Here is a 20,156-nt window from a genome sequence, read left to right as displayed (position 1 = left end):
GAGAAAAGGAGAAGATTGAATTTAATCTTCTCCTTTCTTGAATCTATCTAAATTTAGTGCATTCATATCAACAATATCACATTTCCTATTTACAATTAATTCAGACATTATTTTTCCTACTATTGGGGAGAGGCTAATTCCATCTCCACCTAGTCCTGTAGCAATATAAAATCCAGATATATCAGTACCACATAATATAGGTAATCCGTCTGGTGAAGTAGGCCGGAGTCCAGCAAAAGTTCTAATGGCACAGATATTATTAAGGAATGGGAAGAAGTTTACTGCATTTTTAAGGATTTCTTTTATAGCCACAAAATTAGTATTAGTATTATACCCAGCATTTTCACGACAACCACCTATAATTAAATTCCCTGTAGGTGCCTGACTTAGTGAAAGCCCTACATGTAAGCTTGATATAATACTGTTTTCATCAAGAAGCTCAGGTTCATGCTTAGCTACGATAAATTTTGCATCCATAATCTGATGATGAATCATAAAAGGCACTTGTTCTGTAATTACTATTTGCCCTCTTACAGGAAAGACGGGGATTTCCATTCCTAGCATATTTCCTATTATACCAGCACTATATCCAGTAGCATTAATAACAATAGGTGTGGATATTTCATGCTCATTGGTAATAACTTTAGTTATTTTTCCTGATTCTGTGGATAAATTTATTACTTTATTGTGAGGCAGAAATCTAGCACAAAGTTTTTTAGCTGCTTTTATATAGCCTAAGGTAAGATTGAAAGGGTATACACTAGAGTCGGACTCATTGTAAGCACTTGCAATAACAGTTTTAGCAAGTCCAGGCTGCTGCATGTGGGTATCCTTATAATCTAGCATAGATATACTAAGACCTTGGCTATTTTGTTTTTTTACAAAACGCTCTATTACTGGGAGATATTTTTCGTCATTTATTAAGATCATTCCTCCCACATTATGATAGCCTATATTATAGTCTAGTTCCTCAGGAAGAGTCTTATATATTTCAGCACTCTTAGTAACCATATCTAACATAATTCCTGAGTTTTTAGACTGCAAGATAATTCCTTCATCACAAGCACCGGAAGCACCTGAATTTAAATTTTTATCTTCAACCAGTATAGGTTTTAACCCTGCTTTTGATAGATAGTAGGTGATAGCAGTACCAATAACTCCTCCTCCAATTACAACAGCATCAGTAAAAAGTTTACTCATCGGAATCCTCTCCTAGATATTCTTGTATTTTAACAGGTCTTACAGGGAGGCGGCTGTGAGAAGGGGGAGTGTCTTTAGGATTATAACCTTTTTCTTCTAATAATTTGATTATAATGGTACTACATATACGTCCTTGGCATAATCCCATACCAGACCTAGTTAGCTTTTTTATCTCATCTAAGGTAATAGCATCATTATCAATAGCATCTTGTATTTCATGTAATGAAATTTCTTCACATCTACATATAATAAAATCATTGTCCATTTTATCACACCCTTTATATTTTCACATTCCGAACTTCCATTGCAAATTCTTTTGGTACTTCTATAGCTATAACATAAGTTTTATTAAAGGTTTCTCCAGTTTTAACTGAATGTATCTTGCCAAGAGTAATTACCTCTCCCTTACGATTTAAGCATTGAACTTCATCACCCTTTTCAGGAAGAGGAAGTAATTCATAGGGAATTTTCACTAAGGCTGTTGTAGGAGTAAAATTTATATCTATAATAAATATTGCAAGACCAGGACAATGGGTCATACAGACAGAACATGCTCTGCATTTTTCAGGATTAAGAGTAGGAAGATTATTAATCTTCTCTCCGATAATTATAGCACCAAAAGGACAAGATTTTTCGCAAGGATTACAGGGGATACATTCAAAGCATTCAATAACTGCTAGAGGTTTTTTATTAAGATCTTCAAGAGAAGGTATTCCAGGAGCTAAGGCTATTTCTGCACTTGAAGGGTAGCCAGTGTACTTTATTCCTTCTTTCATTATATCTTCCTCCCTTTACCTCTTAATTGTTCTAGATAGCTACGAATATGGGTCATTGTCATTTCAGCATTCTCTTTATCTACACAATATCCCAGTTCGATTGCACAGCATAATCCTGCTAGACGTCCTTCTTCTATGGCAATAGATGCTTCTTCTACTCCAGTCATATCTCCAGCTGCATAAATATTTTTAATAGATGTCTCTAGATTTTCTTTTACTACAGGTATATATCCACCTAGTTTAGAATTATAAGTCATAGTGCAGCCTATCATTCTTGTGAGTTCAGTAGAAGGAGACAAGCCTACAGCTAGACATAAAGTATCTGCATCAAGAAGTAACTCAGTGGAAGGAATTTTGTTGAATTTTTCATCTAATTTTACTAACTCAATTTGCTCTAGCTGATTTCTACCTATTGCTCTATTTACTGTATATCCCAGGAAGAAAGGAATTCCTGAACGACGAAGCTTTGCAGCGTGAACACTATAACCGGTTATCTTTTGTGAAGCTTCAATAATAGCTTCTACCTTAATACCAGCTTGGAGCAGATGATAACTTACAATGAGTCCTACATTACCAGAGCCAACCATAAATATTTTTTTCCCAGGTACTACTCTGTGAATATTTACTAAAGTCTGTGCAGCACCAGCTCCCATTATGCCAGGTAGTGTCCAGCCGGGAAAAGTAAGGGGCTTCTCTGTAGCCCCACAACATAATATAATCTTTTTTGCATTTATTTCAGTATAAGTTCCATTATTTATAGTTGCTAAGGTATTATTCTCATCAATGCCTATTACCTTAGTATTAAGCATAATTTCAACCTTGTTATCTTTTGCAAGGGATAATAGTTTTTCTCCAATCTCATAGCCCCTTGAACCAGCCATTTGGTCCTTAGACCCAAAGAATTTATGAGTTTGCTTGAAGAGTTGACCACCAGGTAATAGATTTTCATCTATAATCAGTGTTTTAACACCATACTTTGAAGCTTCAATAGAAGCAGATAAACCAGCAGGTCCTGCTCCTATGATAGCTAGTTCAACATTCTTCATCTAATCCCTCCCATGTACCATTTCCTATTTGGGTTTTTATTTGCATTCCATCTTTAACAGGGGTTATGCATGCACGTATGTTTGGAATACCATCAACGGTCATTATACAGTCATTACATCTGCCAATAGCACAGAAAACTCCACGAGGTTCATTGTACTTTCTTGTATACCTACATATTTTTTTGCCATGTGCTAAAAGTGCTGAGGAAATAGTATCACTTTCTAAGGCTTCTATAGGTTCACCATCTAGGAAAATTATTATCTTTTTATTATCTTGGGCTTCTCCCAATATGGGATGGTTAATAACTCTCATTGTTTATCACCCCTTTTTATTCATATAGTCTCAAAGGTGCCTTATCTTTAGTTATTGAAAGCAAAAGGTAGAGAATTCCTACCTAGCTTTACTATATTTTATGAGAAGGGTGACTAAGTGTGAAAATATTAATTGTTTTATTAGAGTTGTAAAAGAAAAAAATGAATGATAAGTAAAAGGACTGCTAATTTTAAGCAGTCCTTTTACTTAGGTGCGCCCAGCATTTCATTGACGTTAGAAAAGCAACAGAACGCCGAAAATAAATACACCAATGGATTGTTTGAAAGAATTATTGACAGAAACAACTTAAATGAAGCATTTAAGAGAGTTAAAGCAAATAAAGGAAGTCATGGAGTTGATGGTATGAAAGTAGATGAACTTCTACAATACCTAAAAGAAAATGGCGCCAGCCTTCGGCAATCACTATTGGAAGGTAAATATAAACCTAATCCAGTAAGGCGAGTAGAAATACCTAAGCCCGATGGAAAGAAACGACCACTAGGAATACCAACAGCTGTAGACCGAGTAATACAACAAGCTATCGCTCAAGTCTTAAATCCAATATTTGAAGTATTTAGGATTTGCATTTTATCCAAAGAAAGGCGAGATGGGAATAAGAGTACATCAAAATTCTGTTAAGAAACTCAAAGGCAAGCTTAAAGAAATAACTGGAAGAAGTAATGCTATGAGTATGGAACTTCGTGCAATTAAACTAAAACAAGTTATAGTTGGATGGGTAAACTATTTTAAATTAGCAGATATGAAAAGTACACTTAAAACCTTAGATGAGTGGCTAAGACGAAGGATTCGCTTATGTTATTGGAAACAATGGAAGAAAATTAAAACAAAACATGATAATCTCAAAAGACTCGGTATTGATGAATATAAAGCTTGGGAATATGCGAATACAAGAAAAGGCTACTGGAGGATATCCAACAGCCCTATTTTAGCAAGAACTTTATCTAATAAATACCTTAGACAACAAGGATTTATAACATTAACTGAAAAGTATTTATGATTAGGTAATTCTTATTGAACCGCCAAGTACCGAACGGTATGCTTGGTGGTGTGAGAGGTCGCTGAATAAAATAATTATTCAGCTCCTACTCGATTGAGTTTTATATTAGTTTCTCCAAATATGCCACATAGCATTATTTGTACCTCTAGCAAAGACATCAGTTCTATTTGGTCCCCAAGACACTGCGGCAGGGTCAGAGGTTATAGTTCCTCCAACATTACTCCAGTCACTCCAACGAGAACCGTTCCAAGATTTAGTTATTAGTTGATTATTTGTGCCTCTAGCGAATACTTCAAGTCTATTATTTCCTCTAGAAGAAACAGCAGGAGCTGATGTTAAGTTTCCACCAAGGTCTTCCCAGTTACTCCATCTTGAGCCATTCCACCATTTATGATATAAGCGGTTTCTTTCACCACGAGCAAATACATCAATTCTATTATTTCCCCAAGAGACAGCAGCAGGGGCAGATGTTAAAGTTCCACCAAGGTTTTCCCAGTTGCTCCAACGTGAACCATCCCACCATTTATGGTAAAGCGCATTATCAGTACCACGTACAAAAGTGTCTAATCTATTTGGTGCCCAAGAAGAAACAGCTGGTGATGAGCTTAAGCCGCCACCGAGGTCTTCCCATTGACTCCATCTAGTGCCATTCCAGAATATATGCCACATAGCATTATTTGTACCTCTAGCAAATACGTCAATTCTATTATTTCCCCAAGAGACAGCAGCAGGACCTGAAGTTAAAACTCCACCGAGGCTTTCCCAGTTGCTCCAACGTGAACCATCCCACCATTTATGATATAGAGCATTATCAGTACCACGTACAAAGGTATCAAGTCTGTTAGGCGCCCAAGAAGAAACAGCAGGGCCTGAAGTTAAAACTCCACCAAGATCTTCCCATTGACTCCATCTATCAGGAGAAGGGCCAGGTCCTGGAGTAGGAGGAGTAGTCATATTTCTAAGAGTAAATTCGATTACACTTCTAAAGGTACTGTTTATTACATTATTAGGTACTCCTGCAGCACGAAGAGAGATGAATATCCAAGATTGATCTCTTCTGAAATCATTAAATATCGCATTTGTTCTTCTATTTATGTTTCCACTATGACTTGAAGCATTATCTAGAGTAAAGTTTATAGCTATCCTAAATTGAGTATTAATTGTAGCTCTGCGTACTCCGTATCTTTCTAGAGTAGTAAAAAGTTGAGGCTGCTGAACAGTAAGGAGTGCTAGTATTCTATTTACTTCTTGCTGAGGAGCTCTCATACCATCAAATAAGTAATCATCATCAGAAAAATTATTAAATTCCTCGAATTCTTCAAAATCGTCGAAATCATCAAAATTGTTTAAGTCATCATTACTTCTGAAGTCATCATAAGTGTCAGCATAGTTTCTGTAGTAGTTTCCTGAGAAGGAACATACATCGCGGTTAATACAATAAGGACAATAAAAAACTGGGTTAATATACATTAAATCAAAACACCTCCAAACCCTTGTCACTTATATTGTATGATAAAGTCTTAGAGGTGCTACAATAAATTTTATTAAGTTAGAAAAAGTTAGGTATTATAGAAGCGAAAACTTTTCTTAAGAGTGCTTGGATTTGAAGAAGTCATAGCCTCAGACATGATGCATACACCCTTTGCCCCTACAGAAAGTACAGTTTCTACTTTATCCTTTGTTATGCCACCAATGGCAAATACCGGTATAGAGACAGATTCACAGATTTCTTTTAAAAATGGTATACCTCTTGAGGTCATTCCCCTTTTGCAGTCTGTTTCAAATATATGTCCTGCTATTAAGTAAGAAGCTCCAAGGTTTTGTGCTTCTTTTGCTTCCAGTAGAGAGTGAATGGAGGCACCTACTTCGGTAAATTCACTTAGCTGATTTTTATAGACTCTTAAATCTGACATTGATAAATGAATCTTTGAAAGTTCCAGTTTTTTTGCTACTGATATATTACTATTGATAATAAGAGGAACTTCATTTATGAGGCAGATTTTTTTTACTCCAGTAGCTAAAGCTTCATATTCATCTAGGCTTAAATCTTTTTCTCTTAGCACTATTGCATCAGGTTTTCCTTTTGCAAGTTCATTAATTCTACTTAGAAAGTCATCTTTGCAAAGCTTTCTATTTGTTATGCAAATTAACATTAATCTTCTCCTAAACCTTAATATAATCTGTATAAACAGGTTGAAGTCCTCTGCTGATAATTACATTGTGCACTTCACTTACGCTTCGTGAATCAGAGATCTCGAATTGTTCGTCTCCCTTTTCTTCAGTTTTATGACCTCCAACTCCAACACATACACCTGCGGATATCTTTGTAGCCATCATTCCTATTACATTATCACGAAAGCCTGCTCTTTCTCTTGTAGAAATAGTAATTCCAGCAAAAGGCATAAATAAGCGATAAGCAAGCATTACTTGTAAAAGCTGTTTTTCGTGAACATCATTAGGATTATTGTCAGCATTGTTAATATAAGGTCTTAAACGTGGAGTTGAGAAAGAAACTTCAGCATGAGGATATTTTTGTTGTATAAAGGATGCATGTAAGCCTACTGCAAATGCATCTTTTCTAAAGTCATCTAATCCAAGTAAGGCACCAAAGGCAACACCACGCATGCCACCGAGTAAAGCACGTTCTTGTGAATTAAAACGGTATGGGAAAATTCTTTTGGGTCCTCTTAAATGAACCTGTTCATATTTATCAGGGTTATAAGTCTCTTGATAGATAGAAACAAAATCTGCACCGCATTTATTCAAATAAGCATATTCTTCTGAGTTTAATGGATAAATCTCAATACCGATTGTAGAAAAATATTTTGTGGCAAGTTTAATTGCCTCACCAATATATTCAACTCCAGATATATTACGAGATTCACCTGTTAGTATTAAGAGCTCTTTTAAGCCAGTAGACGCAATTTCCTTTAATTCTTCTTCCATTTCTTCTAGAGAAAGCTTTCCACGTTGAATTTTATTTGTACAATTAAAACCACAATACACACATTCATTTTCACAGTAGTTAGCAATATATAGTGGTGTAAATAAAGAAACAGAATTACCAAAATGTTTTCTTGTTTTTAAGGTTGCTTTTCTTGCCATATCCTCTAAAAAGGGCATAGCAACAGGGGACAATATAGCGGCGTAATCCTCAATTGAAAGATATTCTTTGTCTAAAGCTCTTTTTACGTCTTTAGCAGTATACTTATTATAGTCATATTCTTTAACTAGATTTAACACCTTGTCCATGGTGTCTGAGTCTGTTTGCTCCATACCATCTAAATATTCCATATGATTTATTCTTAGATATTCCATAATTAGTCCTCCAAAAATCCAGTTAAGGGACTAGATGCCTCAGCTTTATGATCTAGCACTCTACCAAGACCAGCAAGATATGCAGTACGACCTGCCACTACAGCATCTTTAAAGGCTCTTGACATCATGGCGATATCATTTGCTGTTGCAATTGCAGTATTACACATAACTGCATCAACACCCATTTCCATTGCTTCACAAGCTTGAGAAGGACGACCTATACCAGCATCTACAATAATAGGTAAGTCTATTTCATCAACTAATATTTGTATGAAATCCTTTGTGGATAGACCTTTATTACTTCCGATAGGTGAAGCTAAAGGCATTACTGATGCTGCACCAGCATTTACTAGGGCTCTTGCTGCATTTAAGTCAGGATACATGTAAGGCATAACGATGAATCCTTCCTTCGCAAGTATTTCTGTAGCCTTTATTGTTTCATAGTTATCTGGCATCAAATATTTAGAATCATGGATTACTTCTAGCTTTATAAAATCCCCACATCCAAGTTCTCTTGCAAGACGTGCAATTCTAACTGCTTCTTCTGCATTTCTTGCACCTGAAGTGTTTGGAAGTAATGTAATATTCTTTGGAATATAATCTAATATGTTTTCCTCTCCACCTATATTAGCACGACGTAGTGCAAGTGTTATTATTTCTACTTCTCCATGTTCAATAGCTGCTTTAACCATATCTAATGAAAATTTACCTGAACCTAATATAAATCTTGAATTAAACTCATGTCCACCAATTATTAATTTATTATTCATTTAATACACCCTCTCTTATATAGCTTCTATTCCAAGTAGTAAACGAAGAATCATATTTGCCTGATGACCTGCACAAATTTGCACTCTTGGAGCCATTAGTCCCTTACCAATTCTTGCACTGCTTTCTAAATCTCCACATACATATAAATTTTTTATGGGATTTACTGTTTTTATTAAATTAGAACTATCATACCCAGCCATACCAGAAGCTGCTACTATTTTAGTATCGTTAAGCTGTTCTAAGGCTATATTCACTAGTATAGATTTTGCTTTTGGCTTATCAAAAGCCTCACAGATAATATCATATCCATTAAAGATTTCTACAACATTATCTTCTGTTACCTTTACATCTTTAGTCTCTACCTTAATGAAAGGATTGATTTCTTTAATCTGTTTTTTTAGAGCAGTTGTTTTAGGCAGTCCTAAATGGCTAATGTAATAGCTTTGACGATTTAGATTGCTTGGCTCAACAATATCAAAATCCACTAAGAGCAAATGACCTACCCCTATTCTTGCAAGCATAACTGCAATATTAGAACCAAGACCTCCAAGACCAGCTATAGCAACTTTACCTTTTTTAAGGCTTTTATGTACACTGGGAGTATGTCTTGACATCATCATACTCTCAAGCTCTTCTTCTTTAGGCATTGCACCTTTAGTTATTATAGTTAATATATCATTTTCAGATATATCAAAGTCATCCTCTATTTGAAAACCATTTAAAATTACAATATCAGTTTCATTTCCAATTTTATTTCTTACTTCAAAGGCTGTACTAGAAGCAACCTCTACTTCTTTTCCATTTACTATTATTTTCATAAATCAGCCTCCACCTACGAATCTAACAACTTCTATGGTATCTTCATCCTTAAGCATAACTTCTTTGTATGTTGTGCGAGGAACAATTTCACCATTAAGCTCTACTGCAATGATGTTAACATCAAAGTTTTGAGCAATTAAAAAGTCATATAGAGTTTCAGTTGTAGCTAATGAAATAGTGCATCCATTTAACTTCATTTTTTACCCTCCTTAAAAGTTTGTACAAAAAAAGCACAAAACGAGACTTACACCCTTTCGGTGGTGTACCCCATTTTGTGCTTTCTTTTTCAGTTATTTAAAAGTATATAATATTTGAATATGTTAGTCAAGCCATATATTTATAGACTCATTAATAGCTCTTTAGAAGAATTAAGTGTTGACATGGTCTTAGATAAGATATAAAATTTATTTGTGCACTAGGGGAGCTATTATGGCTGAGATGAATTTATTCAGACCCTTTAAACCTGCACTGGGTAATGCCAGCGAAGGGAAGTTGTAGAATAATATAAAAGCTTAATCTAAAGTTTTATAGATTAGTAATTAGATTATTAACTCTTTTCATTGGTATAGTGAATACTATTTGAAAAGAGTTTTTTGTATTTTTAAAAAGATTATTCTCAGCAGATGGATATGTTTAGGATAGATGTTATAAAACAGAAAGTTGGGTAATTTAAATGAAAGCACTAGAAATTAATAATTTATCCTTTAAATATAGAGATTCAGATAAAGTCATAATTGATGACTTATCCTTTAGTATAGATAAAAATGAATTTGTTACAATTATTGCACCGAGTGGGACAGGCAAAAGTACTCTTTTTAGATTAATTTTAGGGCTATTAGAGCCGGAAAAGGGTAATATACACATAGAAAATGTAAATAATAAAAACATTATGGGATATATGCCACAAAGAGATAGCTTAATGACATGGAGAAATATCTTAGATAATACATCAGTTGGACTTGAGTTAAATGGGTATAGCAAGAAAGAAGCGAGAAATATAGCAGCTACATATTTTGAGGGGTTTGGACTTGCAGGAACAGAAAAATCATACCCTCATGAACTTTCAGGTGGTATGAGACAAAGAGCGTCTTTTTTAAGAGCTATAGTAAATAATCCATCATTACTTTTACTAGATGAACCATTCTCTTCTTTAGATGCATTAACAAGAAGAAAGATGCAAGCATGGCTACTAAACCTTTGTCAAAAAGAAAAGAACACTGTATTTATGATAACTCATGATATTGAAGAGGCTCTGCTTTTATCTGATAGAATACTCATTTGCACTGAGCTTCCCTATAAAAACTTAAAGTCTATAGATGTTAATATTACAAGACCTAGAACCTATGAAACTACTCTTACTAGTGAATTTGTAGAATTGAAAAGAGATATATTAAACATCCTTGATGTCCTTGAAGACAAGAAGGAGGGAAATGTAAAATGAAGAAACTTAAAGATTATATATTCCCTCTGATATTTCTAATGTTTATATTTTTGGCTTGGGAATTCCTAATACCATATTTTAAAGTTCCTAAATATATTTTACCTCGGTTCTCTAAAGTAATTGAGGCACTACTAACTAATAGACAATTACTATATAAGCATTCCTTAGTAACCTTAGGAGAGGCTCTACTAGGGCTTAGTATATCTGTAATTATAGGTATATCCTGTGCCTTTTCTATATATTTTTGGAGGAATGTTGGGAAAACACTATATCCAATTATAGTATTTTCTCAGACAATTCCAACCATAGCATTATCTCCTATTATGATTATGTGGTTTGGATATACTATATGGTCAAAGGTAGCAGTTGTAGTGTTATTCTGCTTCTTTCCTATAGTTATAAGTACTTTAGATGGACTTAATAGTGTAGATAAGGATTTAGAAGATGTTTTAAAAGCGCTAGGAGGAAATAGAGTTCAGATATTTTTTAAGCTACATATCAATTCAGTATTGCCTAATTTTTTAAGTAGCTTTAAGATAGCTGCTACATATAGTGTGGCAGGGGCTACCATAGGAGAGTGGCTAGGAGCTGAAAAAGGACTAGGTATATATGTAAAAAGAGCAGCAGGAATGTTACAATCAGATTCAGTTTTTTCAGGAGTGTTGGTTTTATCGTTTTTAGGATTACTTTTATTTTCAATAGGAGTTTTGCTAGAAAAGGTTTTATTAAAATATAGAAGAGGAATAAAGGAGGATAATTATGAAATTTAAAAAGGTCAGTGTACTTTTAGTAATGCTTATGTCATTTAGCTTATTATTTAGTGCATGTTCAAGTAATTCTGCCACTAAGGAGGAGAAAAATACTCCTAAAGAGCTACAAAAAGTTAGTGTTCTTTTAGATTGGTATCCAAATGCAGTACATTCATTTTTATATGTAGCAGAAGCTCAAGGATATTTTAAAGAAGCAGGACTAGATGTTAGCTTAGTTACACCAGCAGGTACAGAGGATGGAATTACATTAGTAGCAGCAAACAAGGCAGATCTTGCTATAAGCTATCCAAAACAAATTATTTTAGCTAGAGGACAAGAGATTCCTGTTAAATCAGTTGGAGCCATAGTTAGAAGTTCATTGAATCAACTTATGGTTCGTAAGGATGTAGGAGTTAAAACATTAAAAGATTTAGAAGGAAAAAAAGTAGGATATCCATCTTTTGATATTGATAAAGAAACAGTAAAGGCTATGGTTAAAGAAGCTGGTGGAGATCCATCAAAGGTTGAATTTGTAGATGTGGGATATGATTTAATGGCTAGTATTGAAACTAAAAGAGTTGATGGAATTATAGGTGGATATATTAATCATGAAAAGATTATATTAGAAAAACAAGGAATTGGTTTAGATACTTTTAATCCTGTAGACTTTGGAGTACCAAACAATTACGAATTAGCATTTATAGCTAGTGATGAGGGTGTAAAGAATAATAATGACAAGATACAAGCTTTCTTAGAGGCAGTTAAAAAGGGGTATGAATACACTAAAAATAATCCTGATAAAGCTTTAGATTTAGTGTTAAAGGTTCAAAGTGAGAGTTTCCCACTTGATGCTGAAATAGAAAAGAAGAGCTTAGAAATATTAATGCCTCTTATGGAGAATGAGAGCGGTAAATTCTTAAGTCAAGATGAGGAAAATTGGAATAAGAATGTTAAGTGGTTACAAGACAAGAATTTACTTAAAGGAAAAGTTGATAGTAAGGATATTATTAAATAACATAGAATTAATTGAATAAAAAACTAGAGGATATGTAGTAGTTCAAATCCTCTAGTTTTTTCTCTTATAATAGCTAATTTTATGCACTTAGTGCTTCAAAGCTTCTTATAATTTCTATACCTTTTTCAGTTACACTCCAATCTCCGTTCTCTGGATCAACTACTAATTTATTATCAATAAGCATTTGTTTTGCATATTTTACACTATTAAACCACTGACATCTTCCATCTTCCATTTTTAAGGTTCTTTGCTCTGCTGATAATTTCATTAAGTCAGCCAAGTGTTCATAAACCTTCCCAGTTTTTAATGACTTTCCGATTAAATCATTATTCTTGTAAAGTAATAATAGTAAATTGAAAGCAACTAGACTTTTATCCGGTAAAGTAATTTCTTTGTTAATGATCATATTGTACTCCCTCCCTGGGTGAATGTAATTTTGAAAAGATTGTTAATATTCTGACTAATCTTATTATAAATAAATTCTAATCACTAGTCAATAGGGGTACTATACTGCAAAATTTGTATAATTATGACTATGAAGTAAGGGATTATTAATGGATTCGTAATAAAAAGAAGGTAGTATTGTTAATTTTTTTTCAAACATCTGAGTAAAGTATTAAAAAAATATTTGTTTATAGATTTATATGGGGAAAAAAATTTAAAAAAAATTCAAAATAGCTTAATTATAATACTACGTAGTGTAAAAGAATAAGTAATTTGATATAATGTATTATGATATTAAATTATTATTATAATATCTAGAAGTAGGTGATTAATAAGTGCATAGAGTATACGATAAAGCAGAAATAATAGAAAAGTTAAACTCAAAAGAGGTAACTGATCTTGCAAACAAATATAATATCACAACTATGATTATGTTCGGAAGTATTACTAATGATGAGTTTGATGAAGAGTCAGATATTGACTTAGCGATTCTATCTTGTAGAGCCGTTGAATTAGATAAAATTTTAGAGATGGAATTATTTTTCGAAAATTTCTTGAATAGAGAGATAGATATTTTAGATCTAAATAGTGAAAGCTTAGACTTATTTGTAAAGATAGCTATTCTGAATACTGGAAAGGTTATTTATTCTGCAGATAATGAAAAGTCTTTAAATATTTTATATAATGAAACTGATAAGATATATAGAGAAAATGAGAATTTTATATATTTTAGAAAGGTAGATGTGTTATCATGAATCGAGAAAGATTAATAAAAATAATAGAAGATATGCAAGAGTGTATTGCAGATATAAATGAATGTTTAGACATATTAGAAAATAGAAAAAATGATGATCTTATTATTAAATTATCCAAATCAAGTTTAAGACAACTATTTGTTAGCTTTCACACTATATTAGAAGAGCTTGCATCAATACTTCTTAAGGAAATAAAAAAATATAAGATAGGAATAACACTACATGAGAGTCTAATTATACTAAAGAAAAAAGGAATAATACAAGAAGATCTATATATGTTTCTCGAAAAATCAAGGCTAATTAGAAATAGAATATCTCATAGATATAAGGAACCTACCCATGAAGAATTATTTGAACATATGTTAAATTACAACAACTATTTTGAAGCCGTGCTTAAAATAGCTAAGTTACATATAAGACAAGAGTAAAGTTTATACATTAATTATCATTAACTAATATATAATAATTGAAATTAAATTTATTATAAAATAGAATAAATATAGGATAGCCATGTGGAATAAACATAGGCATATAAATAACGAGGTGATAAAATGAGTAGTAATCTTGGTGGAAGTGGATGCGAGTTACTAATCCCATTAAGTGAAAGAAAACCATTAAAAGATATAGAACGAAGTATTATAAAATCATATAGAAAACACATTTGGTCAAAATTCACTAGAGCGGTAAGAGATTATAAGCTAGTAGAAGATGGTGATAAAATAGCAGTAGCTATTTCAGGGGGAAAGGATAGCCTCTTGATGGCAAAGCTATTTCAAGAATTAAAGAAGCATGGACAAATGAATTTTGAACTTGAGTTTATTGCAATGAATCCTGGTTTTCATGAAAGCAATAAGCAGCTTCTTTTAAGTAATTGTGAGTACTTAAACATACCAGTTAAGATGTTTGAATCAGGGATTTTTGAAGTGGTAGATGAAATAGCTAAAGACTATCCTTGTTATATGTGTGCAAGGATGCGTCGTGGTTCACTATATGCAGAAGCTCAAAGACTAGGTTGTAATAAGCTTGCTCTTGGACATCATTTTAATGATGTAATTGAAACTACAATGCTAAATGTACTTTATGCAGGAAACTTTAAGACTATGAGACCTAAATTAAAAGCTACAAACTTTGAGGGGTTACAGTTAATTCGACCAATGTACTATATACATGAGGATGATATTAAAAGATATACAGTAAATGCGGGTATTTCCCCAATGAACTGTGGATGTGTAGTTGCTGCACAAAAAACTTCAAGTAAGCGTCGTGAAATAAAAGATATGATTAAAGAGCTTAAACTAAACTTTAAAGATGTAGAGAAGTCAATTTTCCAATCAGCACAAAATGTAAGCATGGATTCGATTTTAGGTTGGGAAAAGAGCGGAAAGAAATATTCATTTTTAGATTTTTATAATGAAGATTAAAATTATAAAAGGACATCACAACGATGTCCTTTTATAATTAAATTCTTTCTAGAGTAATGTAAGTGTGTGGATGTTTATTTTTTTCATCCACCTCACCTTCAAATTGCTCAGTAATTTTCCACTCATCTCTGTTATATTCTGGGAAGAAAGTATCTCCCTCAAAATGTTCATGTATTATAGTTAAATAAATTTTTTGAGTGAAGGGTAAGAGAATTTTAAAAATTTCTCCCCCACCTATAACAAAGTACTCTAATTCATCCTTAATAAAAGGTTCCAAGTCATCAAGATTATATATAATTTCTACATTATTATTAGAAACTATATAGCCTTTATTTCTAGTTAAAATTATGTGCTTTCTTCCAGCAAGAGTTACTGGAAGAGACTCAAAGGTTTTTCGTCCCATTATAATTGTATGTGTCTTTGATAAGGTTATTTCCTTAAACTTTTTTAGATCTTCAGGTAGATACCAAGGAAGGGTATTATCTTTACCTATTACATTATTTTCAGATACGGCAACTACGAAACTTAACATGACTTATGCTCCTTCCTTATTGTATAACTTATAACGGTAGAGTTTATCCGATTACTAACTTGCTTTAATATTAATTATACTGATAAACATATAAAATTGAAGTAAATTCTTAATTCAGGTGGGAATATTTTAAGGACAGACTTATTAAAAACTACGTATATATTATATGGGTTAAATAAAATATTATAAGGAGTGATACATTATGAGAAGATTAATATCCTTAATTATATTAAGTCTAGTTATATTTACTGGTTGTGAAACATTTAAGCATAATGCATATAAACCTAATGTAGTAATAGATTGGGTTAACTTCATAAAGTTCAATGATATAACATATATATCAATTGATTGGCAGGGACGGGAATTAACAGAAGATGATCTTGGTATTAAATTTGATAAGATAAAATTTAAAGTTGCTGATAATGTAAATGACCCAGAGTATAAGATAAAAAATGGAGATGGGGCATTTTTAAATAAGGGGACACAAGTATATACAATCAAGGGATACTCACCAGAGTTTAGACTAGCGGCATATTTTGATAAAAAGCTTGTAGTGTATGAAGCGGATTCAAATCCAAAAGCTAAAAAAGGAAAAGATCTATTAGATATAAAAGGTAAAGTAGAGTATATCTCATTAAATAGTGAAACAGATGGGACAACAGAACTTGCTACAATTAAAGATAAGACAAAGGTAGAAGCTTTAGTAAATATGGTTTTAGAGTCTCCAATTAGTGAGTTTCGTACTGTGGGGAAGAGATGTTTCGTTATGTTTCATCTAAAAGATGGCACAACAGTAAATAGAGCATTTTGGCTTGAATCAGGAGGCATGACGAGAAATATTTTAACATCAAAAGACTTTAGAGATGAAATAAAAATTCTTATAGAAAAAAGCATGTAGTAGTGAAGGTTATTATAATATAAATCACTACTATGATTTATTACAGTAAAAGGAGAATTTATGAATAAGAAGTATATAATAATAAGTTCATTAGCTACATGTATTATATTATACTTTGTTGAGCAAGTAATAGGAGCAAACTATGTAGTTAAGACATTAGCGAAAGTTATATTATTTACTCTCATACCATATTTGTATGTAAAAATAATAAAGAAATCTACAGTAGCAGTGGAGTTGAATTTTAAAAAACTAGATAAAAAGCATCTAAAGCTGGGATTTTTATTAGGAATTAGTTCATTCTTAATAATACTAGTTGCATATTTGTTATTAGGACAGTATATCGATTTTTCTAGAATTGCATCAGAACTTCAAAATAAATCTAAGATAACACCGACAAGTTTTATTTTCGTAGGATTATATATAATTTTTGGGAATTCATTTTTAGAAGAGATTTTCTTCAGAGGTTTTATATTTCTAAGTCTTTATGAATTAAAATCTAAAAGATTAGCCTATGTTTACTCCTCTGTACTTTTTGGGTTATATCATATTGCTATATTTAAAACTTGGTTTAACCTAGGGTTAATAGCTCTAGCTCTTTTCGGACTTGTTGTTGTAGGATTCTTATTTAATTGGATAGATACAAAGTCAGAGAATTTTATAAATTCCTGGATAGTGCATATTCTTGCAGATAGTGCAATTATACTCATTGGATTTAGGATGTTTAAAATACTCTAAGTAATGCTAAAATACCCTAGTCAGTAAATTATGGCTAAGGTATTTTTTTAGCATTTTTATCTTTATTTTAGTTAATAATTATAGGATCATGTAACTAAATGCACAGTATACCATAGTATGAACAGATATATATGTTGGAGTTTTTCTATATTTTGAGGAGATGATGGGAAGTGGTAGCTGATCTTCTAAAAAAGTTGATTCAATTGACTGCGCTTTTAAATTCAGGTGAAGGTTTGTATGAAGCATTTAAGTTTATATATAAATCATATAAAAATATTCTCCCCTATAATATGATAGGAATAGTTTTAGTTAATCCACTAGGAAGCACATATAGTCAGATGTGCATTTCAGATAGTGGTAAGGAGTGTAAGTGTATATGTAAGGGTGAAGAATTATGTAGAATAGATTGTCATGGTGTTTTAGAGAAACATGTGGCAGATAAAATAATTATAGATAAGAAAGTTAGAATTGTTGAAAGTTATGAAGAGTATATAAAAAACAATGAAAATTCAGAGCATACTAGAATGTTATTAAAAGAAGGTTTTAAATCAAGTATAAGCATTCCAATAGTGGCAAACGACATTTGTTATGGAGCATTAAAATTTATATGTAGAAATGACAAAGTCTTTAATAATAATCATATTATTATTGCAAAGGTTATAGCTAACTGTCTTAGTCTTTCTATTGAGAAAAGTTTTATTGTATAGGAATTAATTTTAACATCTATTATGGGATTTGTTAAACTCATTGAAGCTAAAGATAATGATACTGGGGAGCACGTAGAAAGAATACAGGACTATTGCAAAATTATTGCTAAAAATCTAATGGACAAGTGAAAATATAAAGAAACAATTATAAATGACTTTATCATAGATATATACAAGTTTAGTCCATTGCATGATATTGGAAAGGTTGCAATTCCAGATTCAATTCTTTTAAAGCCAGGAAAGCTTACTAAAGAGGAATTTGAAATTATGAAGACACATACCACCATTGGTGCTAATATTTTAAAAAATGCTAGTGAGGGTTTAATAAAGAAAGGTATAAATTTCTTTGGGATGGCTATTGATATTGCAGCATATCACCATGAAAAATTTGATGGTACAGGCTATCCTTTAGGCATTAAAGGCCAAGATATTCCTATTTCAGCAAGGATAGTAGCAGTAGCTGATGTTTTAGATGCTCTATCATCTAAAAGGGTATATAAGGAAGCTTATAATATATTTGATTCTATGAAAATTGTAGTTAATCAAAAGGGTACAAGCTTTGATCCAGTTGTTATTGATGCTCTAATAGATGGGATAAAGGAAGTAGTAAATGTATATGAACGTCATAGTAGTTAATTATATTTGGAAGAAGAAAGTATAAAAATTATAGAGAAAAAATTAAGGGGGAATTTGTATGAGAGGAGATATAGAAAATATTAAACTTCTTAATTTAATTTTAGATAGTATGATGAAGAATATTGCTGTAATCGATAGTAAAGTTGCTAATGGAGCAGTTGTTTTTCATGTAAATATTACAGATTACAAATTGATTGAATATTTTGTAAGATTATAATATAATGATAAAAATGATAATAGCTATTATTATTTTTATATGAAAGATGTTATTTATCTGATGACTACCAGTATAATTCAGATGTGGTTTTAAACCACACCTGAATTAAGTTTCACTTGATAAAGGGGTGTGAAAGTATGAGTCTTATTAATGAAATTAAAGATAGGTTATCTATATTTAGGAATGTATATTATGTTATAAGAGTAATAGATCCCATCACTAAGAAGATATTAGAGGTTAATAATATAAGTGACGAGGTAAATAATGAACATTGTTATGGCTTTTGGTCTAGGAATATGATTTGTGAGAACTGTATTACTATGAGAGCATATATAGAAGATGATACTGTTGTAAAACTTGAGAATAAAGAAAATAAAATATTTCTCATTACAGCAACTCCTGTTAATATAAATAACAAAAAATATATAGTAGAGATAGTAAAAGATATAACTCAAAACAGACAACTATGTGATATTAATATCAGTATACCTACTGACACTAAGAGTATTATAGATGAAATGAATGATAAGATAATAAAGGACGAGCTTACAGGTATTTATAACAGAAGATTTATAAATGAAAGACTTCCAGTTGATATAAATAAGAGTAGGATACTAGGAACCCCTTTGTCAATTATTATGACAGATATAGATTTTTTTAAAAACATAAATGACAATTATGGGCACTTTACTGGAGATAAGTTGTTAAAAGATTTTGCAAGTTTACTAAGGAATTCTATTGAAGAGGGTAATGACTGGGTTGCTAGATATGGTGGAGATGAGTTTTTGATAGTTTTAAATAATATAGATGAAGTTATTGCTTTTAAAATTGCTGAGAATATTAGAAAAAATTTAGAAGTTACAAAATTTATATATAATGATATAACAATAAGTATAACTTCAAGTTTTGGAGTCTATAGCATTACTGATGATAAATTAGATTTAGCTAATATTATATCAAGTATAGATGAGAATTTATATAAAGCAAAAAAAACAGGTAGAAATAAAACTGTTTACTAATAAATTATATTCTGTTTAATTAAACAAAGGGGGAGTATATTTGGATATAAATCATAAAAATGATTTAGACCTTGAGAAGTTAAATGATAAAGTTGAAGAACTTAGGAATATATTAAACGAAGTATGTTGTACTATAGATACAGATACCAATAAGGACTATGATACGAGATTAGCTACAAGTCAATATTTAGATGAGCTTATTGTTCAGTATATGAAAAAATTAATGAAAAATAGAAATTAGTGATGGTCTCTTAACATTAACGTTAGGATTAATTTTACAGTTTCATAATAAAAGTCTAAGAATAAAGTTGCTACTCTACTTTATT

28 protein-coding genes and 1 riboswitch are annotated in these 20,156 nt (G+C 31.8%); of the genes, 15 read left to right on the top strand and 13 right to left on the bottom strand.

All coding sequences use genetic code 11. The features are described from left to right. Positions 1 to 21: 21 nt before the first annotated feature. Genes ACX0KU_RS02845 through ACX0KU_RS02825 form a run of 5 tightly spaced genes read right to left on the bottom strand, consistent with a single transcriptional unit; the run spans position 22 to position 3,335 of the window. Complete coding sequence (locus ACX0KU_RS02845) at positions 22 to 1,200, bottom strand: NAD(P)/FAD-dependent oxidoreductase (RefSeq protein WP_472991417.1); 1,179 nt, start codon at positions 1,198 to 1,200, stop codon at positions 22 to 24. Beyond that, complete coding sequence (locus ACX0KU_RS02840; protein ID WP_472991416.1) at positions 1,193 to 1,465, bottom strand: (2Fe-2S)-binding protein; 273 nt, start codon at positions 1,463 to 1,465, stop codon at positions 1,193 to 1,195. The genes ACX0KU_RS02845 and ACX0KU_RS02840 overlap by 8 nt, the downstream gene beginning before the upstream one ends. 13 nt (positions 1,466 to 1,478) lie before the next feature. Next, positions 1,479 to 1,976 (bottom strand): 4Fe-4S dicluster domain-containing protein, encoded by a 498-nt coding sequence (locus ACX0KU_RS02835; RefSeq protein ID WP_472991415.1) that lies wholly within the window; start codon positions 1,974 to 1,976, stop codon positions 1,479 to 1,481. Beyond that, positions 1,976 to 3,022, bottom strand: coding sequence for an NAD(P)/FAD-dependent oxidoreductase (locus ACX0KU_RS02830; protein WP_472991414.1), 1,047 nt, complete (start codon positions 3,020 to 3,022; stop codon positions 1,976 to 1,978). The genes ACX0KU_RS02835 and ACX0KU_RS02830 overlap by 1 nt, the downstream gene beginning before the upstream one ends. Continuing rightward, the gene (locus ACX0KU_RS02825) at positions 3,009 to 3,335 is read right to left on the bottom strand and encodes a (2Fe-2S)-binding protein (protein WP_472991413.1); all 327 of its coding nucleotides are present in this window, start codon (positions 3,333 to 3,335) and stop codon (positions 3,009 to 3,011) included. Before ACX0KU_RS02825 ends, ACX0KU_RS02830 begins: the two co-directional genes overlap by 14 nt. Positions 3,336 to 3,500: 165 nt before the next feature. On the opposite strand from ACX0KU_RS02825, the gene ACX0KU_RS02820 reads away from it, so the two are divergent. Both ACX0KU_RS02820 and ACX0KU_RS02815 read left to right on the top strand, forming a co-directional pair. Continuing rightward, a complete protein-coding gene (locus ACX0KU_RS02820; protein ID WP_472991412.1) occupies positions 3,501 to 3,974 on the top strand; it encodes a hypothetical protein in 474 nt (157 codons plus the stop codon). Beyond that, the gene (locus ACX0KU_RS02815; RefSeq protein ID WP_472991411.1) at positions 3,943 to 4,353 is read left to right on the top strand and encodes a group II intron maturase-specific domain-containing protein; all 411 of its coding nucleotides are present in this window, start codon (positions 3,943 to 3,945) and stop codon (positions 4,351 to 4,353) included. The genes ACX0KU_RS02820 and ACX0KU_RS02815 overlap by 32 nt, the downstream gene beginning before the upstream one ends. A gap of 105 nt (positions 4,354 to 4,458) precedes the next feature. Here ACX0KU_RS02815 and ACX0KU_RS02810 read toward each other — a convergent pair whose 3' ends face one another. From ACX0KU_RS02810 to thiS, 6 genes are all read right to left on the bottom strand, one after another. Then, the gene (locus ACX0KU_RS02810; RefSeq protein WP_472991410.1) at positions 4,459 to 5,823 is read right to left on the bottom strand and encodes a PLL family lectin; all 1,365 of its coding nucleotides are present in this window, start codon (positions 5,821 to 5,823) and stop codon (positions 4,459 to 4,461) included. Between the two features lie 89 nt (positions 5,824 to 5,912). After that, positions 5,913 to 6,506 (bottom strand): thiamine phosphate synthase, encoded by a 594-nt coding sequence (locus tag ACX0KU_RS02805; RefSeq protein WP_472991409.1) that lies wholly within the window; start codon positions 6,504 to 6,506, stop codon positions 5,913 to 5,915. Positions 6,507 to 6,516: 10 nt separating this feature from the next. After that, positions 6,517 to 7,671, bottom strand: a complete 1,155-nt coding sequence (gene thiH / locus ACX0KU_RS02800; RefSeq protein ID WP_472991408.1) for a 2-iminoacetate synthase ThiH — start codon at positions 7,669 to 7,671, stop codon at positions 6,517 to 6,519. A gap of 2 nt (positions 7,672 to 7,673) precedes the next feature. Further along, on the bottom strand, positions 7,674 to 8,441 hold the full coding sequence (locus tag ACX0KU_RS02795) for a thiazole synthase (protein WP_472991407.1): 768 nt from the start codon (positions 8,439 to 8,441) through the stop codon (positions 7,674 to 7,676). A gap of 15 nt (positions 8,442 to 8,456) precedes the next feature. Continuing rightward, on the bottom strand, positions 8,457 to 9,260 hold the full coding sequence (thiF, locus tag ACX0KU_RS02790) for a sulfur carrier protein ThiS adenylyltransferase ThiF (RefSeq protein ID WP_472991406.1): 804 nt from the start codon (positions 9,258 to 9,260) through the stop codon (positions 8,457 to 8,459). Between the two features lie 3 nt (positions 9,261 to 9,263). After that, positions 9,264 to 9,458 (bottom strand): sulfur carrier protein ThiS, encoded by a 195-nt coding sequence (gene thiS, locus ACX0KU_RS02785; RefSeq protein ID WP_472991405.1) that lies wholly within the window; start codon positions 9,456 to 9,458, stop codon positions 9,264 to 9,266. Positions 9,459 to 9,668: 210 nt separating this feature from the next. Beyond that, positions 9,669 to 9,768, top strand: a riboswitch (TPP riboswitch). 166 nt (positions 9,769 to 9,934) lie between these two features. On the opposite strand from thiS, the gene ACX0KU_RS02780 reads away from it, so the two are divergent. The 3 genes from ACX0KU_RS02780 to ACX0KU_RS02770 are packed head-to-tail and all read left to right on the top strand — an operon-like array spanning position 9,935 to position 12,466. Continuing rightward, positions 9,935 to 10,702 carry an ABC transporter ATP-binding protein gene (locus ACX0KU_RS02780; RefSeq protein WP_472991404.1) on the top strand — a complete coding sequence of 256 codons (768 nt, stop codon included), beginning with the start codon at positions 9,935 to 9,937 and terminating at the stop codon, positions 10,700 to 10,702. Beyond that, on the top strand, positions 10,699 to 11,472 hold the full coding sequence (locus ACX0KU_RS02775; RefSeq protein WP_472991403.1) for an ABC transporter permease: 774 nt from the start codon (positions 10,699 to 10,701) through the stop codon (positions 11,470 to 11,472). The genes ACX0KU_RS02780 and ACX0KU_RS02775 overlap by 4 nt, the downstream gene beginning before the upstream one ends. Next, on the top strand, positions 11,462 to 12,466 hold the full coding sequence (locus tag ACX0KU_RS02770) for an ABC transporter substrate-binding protein (RefSeq protein ID WP_472991402.1): 1,005 nt from the start codon (positions 11,462 to 11,464) through the stop codon (positions 12,464 to 12,466). The genes ACX0KU_RS02775 and ACX0KU_RS02770 overlap by 11 nt, the downstream gene beginning before the upstream one ends. A 79-nt stretch (positions 12,467 to 12,545) precedes the next feature. Here the strand turns inward: ACX0KU_RS02770 and ACX0KU_RS02765 are convergent, their stop codons facing one another. After that, entirely contained in the window at positions 12,546 to 12,872 is a 327-nt protein-coding gene (locus tag ACX0KU_RS02765) for a winged helix-turn-helix domain-containing protein (RefSeq protein ID WP_472991401.1), read from the bottom strand. A gap of 373 nt (positions 12,873 to 13,245) precedes the next feature. Here ACX0KU_RS02765 and mntA point away from each other — a divergent pair, with 373 nt between their 5' ends. From mntA to ACX0KU_RS02750, 3 genes are all read left to right on the top strand, one after another. After that, positions 13,246 to 13,665 (top strand): type VII toxin-antitoxin system MntA family adenylyltransferase antitoxin, encoded by a 420-nt coding sequence (mntA, locus tag ACX0KU_RS02760; RefSeq protein WP_472991400.1) that lies wholly within the window; start codon positions 13,246 to 13,248, stop codon positions 13,663 to 13,665. Then, positions 13,662 to 14,093, top strand: a complete 432-nt coding sequence (locus ACX0KU_RS02755; RefSeq protein WP_472991399.1) for a DUF4145 domain-containing protein — start codon at positions 13,662 to 13,664, stop codon at positions 14,091 to 14,093. Before mntA ends, ACX0KU_RS02755 begins: the two co-directional genes overlap by 4 nt. 123 nt (positions 14,094 to 14,216) lie before the next feature. Next, positions 14,217 to 15,086 carry a tRNA 2-thiocytidine biosynthesis TtcA family protein gene (locus tag ACX0KU_RS02750; protein WP_472991398.1) on the top strand — a complete coding sequence of 290 codons (870 nt, stop codon included), beginning with the start codon at positions 14,217 to 14,219 and terminating at the stop codon, positions 15,084 to 15,086. Between the two features lie 37 nt (positions 15,087 to 15,123). Here the strand turns inward: ACX0KU_RS02750 and ACX0KU_RS02745 are convergent, their stop codons facing one another. After that, positions 15,124 to 15,618: a dihydrofolate reductase gene (locus ACX0KU_RS02745; RefSeq protein ID WP_472991397.1), complete on the bottom strand. Its 495-nt coding sequence runs from the start codon at positions 15,616 to 15,618 to the stop codon at positions 15,124 to 15,126. 202 nt (positions 15,619 to 15,820) lie between these two features. Here ACX0KU_RS02745 and ACX0KU_RS02740 point away from each other — a divergent pair, with 202 nt between their 5' ends. The 7 genes from ACX0KU_RS02740 to ACX0KU_RS02710 all read left to right on the top strand — a co-directional run bounded on the left by ACX0KU_RS02740 (position 15,821) and on the right by ACX0KU_RS02710 (position 20,071). Continuing rightward, positions 15,821 to 16,516, top strand: a complete 696-nt coding sequence (locus ACX0KU_RS02740; protein ID WP_472991396.1) for a hypothetical protein — start codon at positions 15,821 to 15,823, stop codon at positions 16,514 to 16,516. Positions 16,517 to 16,576: 60 nt separating this feature from the next. After that, entirely contained in the window at positions 16,577 to 17,251 is a 675-nt protein-coding gene (locus ACX0KU_RS02735) for a CPBP family intramembrane glutamic endopeptidase (protein ID WP_472991395.1), read from the top strand. Between the two features lie 170 nt (positions 17,252 to 17,421). After that, positions 17,422 to 17,958 carry a hypothetical protein gene (locus ACX0KU_RS02730; protein WP_472991394.1) on the top strand — a complete coding sequence of 179 codons (537 nt, stop codon included), beginning with the start codon at positions 17,422 to 17,424 and terminating at the stop codon, positions 17,956 to 17,958. 144 nt (positions 17,959 to 18,102) lie between these two features. Next, the gene (locus tag ACX0KU_RS02725; protein ID WP_472992393.1) at positions 18,103 to 18,594 is read left to right on the top strand and encodes an HD-GYP domain-containing protein; all 492 of its coding nucleotides are present in this window, start codon (positions 18,103 to 18,105) and stop codon (positions 18,592 to 18,594) included. A gap of 58 nt (positions 18,595 to 18,652) precedes the next feature. Continuing rightward, positions 18,653 to 18,811: a hypothetical protein gene (locus ACX0KU_RS02720; RefSeq protein ID WP_472991393.1), complete on the top strand. Its 159-nt coding sequence runs from the start codon at positions 18,653 to 18,655 to the stop codon at positions 18,809 to 18,811. A gap of 137 nt (positions 18,812 to 18,948) precedes the next feature. Further along, positions 18,949 to 19,830, top strand: a complete 882-nt coding sequence (locus ACX0KU_RS02715; RefSeq protein ID WP_472991392.1) for a GGDEF domain-containing protein — start codon at positions 18,949 to 18,951, stop codon at positions 19,828 to 19,830. A gap of 40 nt (positions 19,831 to 19,870) precedes the next feature. After that, entirely contained in the window at positions 19,871 to 20,071 is a 201-nt protein-coding gene (locus tag ACX0KU_RS02710; protein ID WP_472991391.1) for a Spo0E family sporulation regulatory protein-aspartic acid phosphatase, read from the top strand. Positions 20,072 to 20,156: the final 85 nt, after the last annotated feature.

It is taken from the genome of Clostridium sp. X, from assembly GCF_055755365.1.
Note: the sequence above shows the minus strand (reverse complement) of the source record. Positions and strands in the feature narration are given on the sequence as shown.

Coding starts and splice junctions, on each gene's coding strand:
- ACX0KU_RS02845 (WP_472991417.1), bottom strand. CDS start 1,200: ATGAGTAAACTTTTTACTGATGCTGTTGTAATTGGAGGAGGAGTTATT.
- ACX0KU_RS02840 (WP_472991416.1), bottom strand. CDS start 1,465: ATGGACAATGATTTTATTATATGTAGATGTGAAGAAATTTCATTACAT.
- ACX0KU_RS02835 (WP_472991415.1), bottom strand. CDS start 1,976: ATGAAAGAAGGAATAAAGTACACTGGCTACCCTTCAAGTGCAGAAATA.
- ACX0KU_RS02830 (WP_472991414.1), bottom strand. CDS start 3,022: ATGAAGAATGTTGAACTAGCTATCATAGGAGCAGGACCTGCTGGTTTA.
- ACX0KU_RS02825 (WP_472991413.1), bottom strand. CDS start 3,335: ATGAGAGTTATTAACCATCCCATATTGGGAGAAGCCCAAGATAATAAA.
- ACX0KU_RS02820 (WP_472991412.1), top strand. CDS start 3,501: ATGATAAGTAAAAGGACTGCTAATTTTAAGCAGTCCTTTTACTTAGGT.
- ACX0KU_RS02815 (WP_472991411.1), top strand. CDS start 3,943: ATGGGAATAAGAGTACATCAAAATTCTGTTAAGAAACTCAAAGGCAAG.
- ACX0KU_RS02810 (WP_472991410.1), bottom strand. CDS start 5,823: ATGTATATTAACCCAGTTTTTTATTGTCCTTATTGTATTAACCGCGAT.
- ACX0KU_RS02805 (WP_472991409.1), bottom strand. CDS start 6,506: ATGTTAATTTGCATAACAAATAGAAAGCTTTGCAAAGATGACTTTCTA.
- thiH (WP_472991408.1), bottom strand. CDS start 7,671: ATGGAATATCTAAGAATAAATCATATGGAATATTTAGATGGTATGGAG.
- ACX0KU_RS02795 (WP_472991407.1), bottom strand. CDS start 8,441: ATGAATAATAAATTAATAATTGGTGGACATGAGTTTAATTCAAGATTT.
- thiF (WP_472991406.1), bottom strand. CDS start 9,260: ATGAAAATAATAGTAAATGGAAAAGAAGTAGAGGTTGCTTCTAGTACA.
- thiS (WP_472991405.1), bottom strand. CDS start 9,458: ATGAAGTTAAATGGATGCACTATTTCATTAGCTACAACTGAAACTCTA.
- ACX0KU_RS02780 (WP_472991404.1), top strand. CDS start 9,935: ATGAAAGCACTAGAAATTAATAATTTATCCTTTAAATATAGAGATTCA.
- ACX0KU_RS02775 (WP_472991403.1), top strand. CDS start 10,699: ATGAAGAAACTTAAAGATTATATATTCCCTCTGATATTTCTAATGTTT.
- ACX0KU_RS02770 (WP_472991402.1), top strand. CDS start 11,462: ATGAAATTTAAAAAGGTCAGTGTACTTTTAGTAATGCTTATGTCATTT.
- ACX0KU_RS02765 (WP_472991401.1), bottom strand. CDS start 12,872: ATGATCATTAACAAAGAAATTACTTTACCGGATAAAAGTCTAGTTGCT.
- ACX0KU_RS02755 (WP_472991399.1), top strand. CDS start 13,662: ATGAATCGAGAAAGATTAATAAAAATAATAGAAGATATGCAAGAGTGT.
- ACX0KU_RS02750 (WP_472991398.1), top strand. CDS start 14,217: ATGAGTAGTAATCTTGGTGGAAGTGGATGCGAGTTACTAATCCCATTA.
- ACX0KU_RS02745 (WP_472991397.1), bottom strand. CDS start 15,618: ATGTTAAGTTTCGTAGTTGCCGTATCTGAAAATAATGTAATAGGTAAA.
- ACX0KU_RS02740 (WP_472991396.1), top strand. CDS start 15,821: ATGAGAAGATTAATATCCTTAATTATATTAAGTCTAGTTATATTTACT.
- ACX0KU_RS02735 (WP_472991395.1), top strand. CDS start 16,577: ATGAATAAGAAGTATATAATAATAAGTTCATTAGCTACATGTATTATA.
- ACX0KU_RS02720 (WP_472991393.1), top strand. CDS start 18,653: ATGAGAGGAGATATAGAAAATATTAAACTTCTTAATTTAATTTTAGAT.
- ACX0KU_RS02715 (WP_472991392.1), top strand. CDS start 18,949: ATGAGTCTTATTAATGAAATTAAAGATAGGTTATCTATATTTAGGAAT.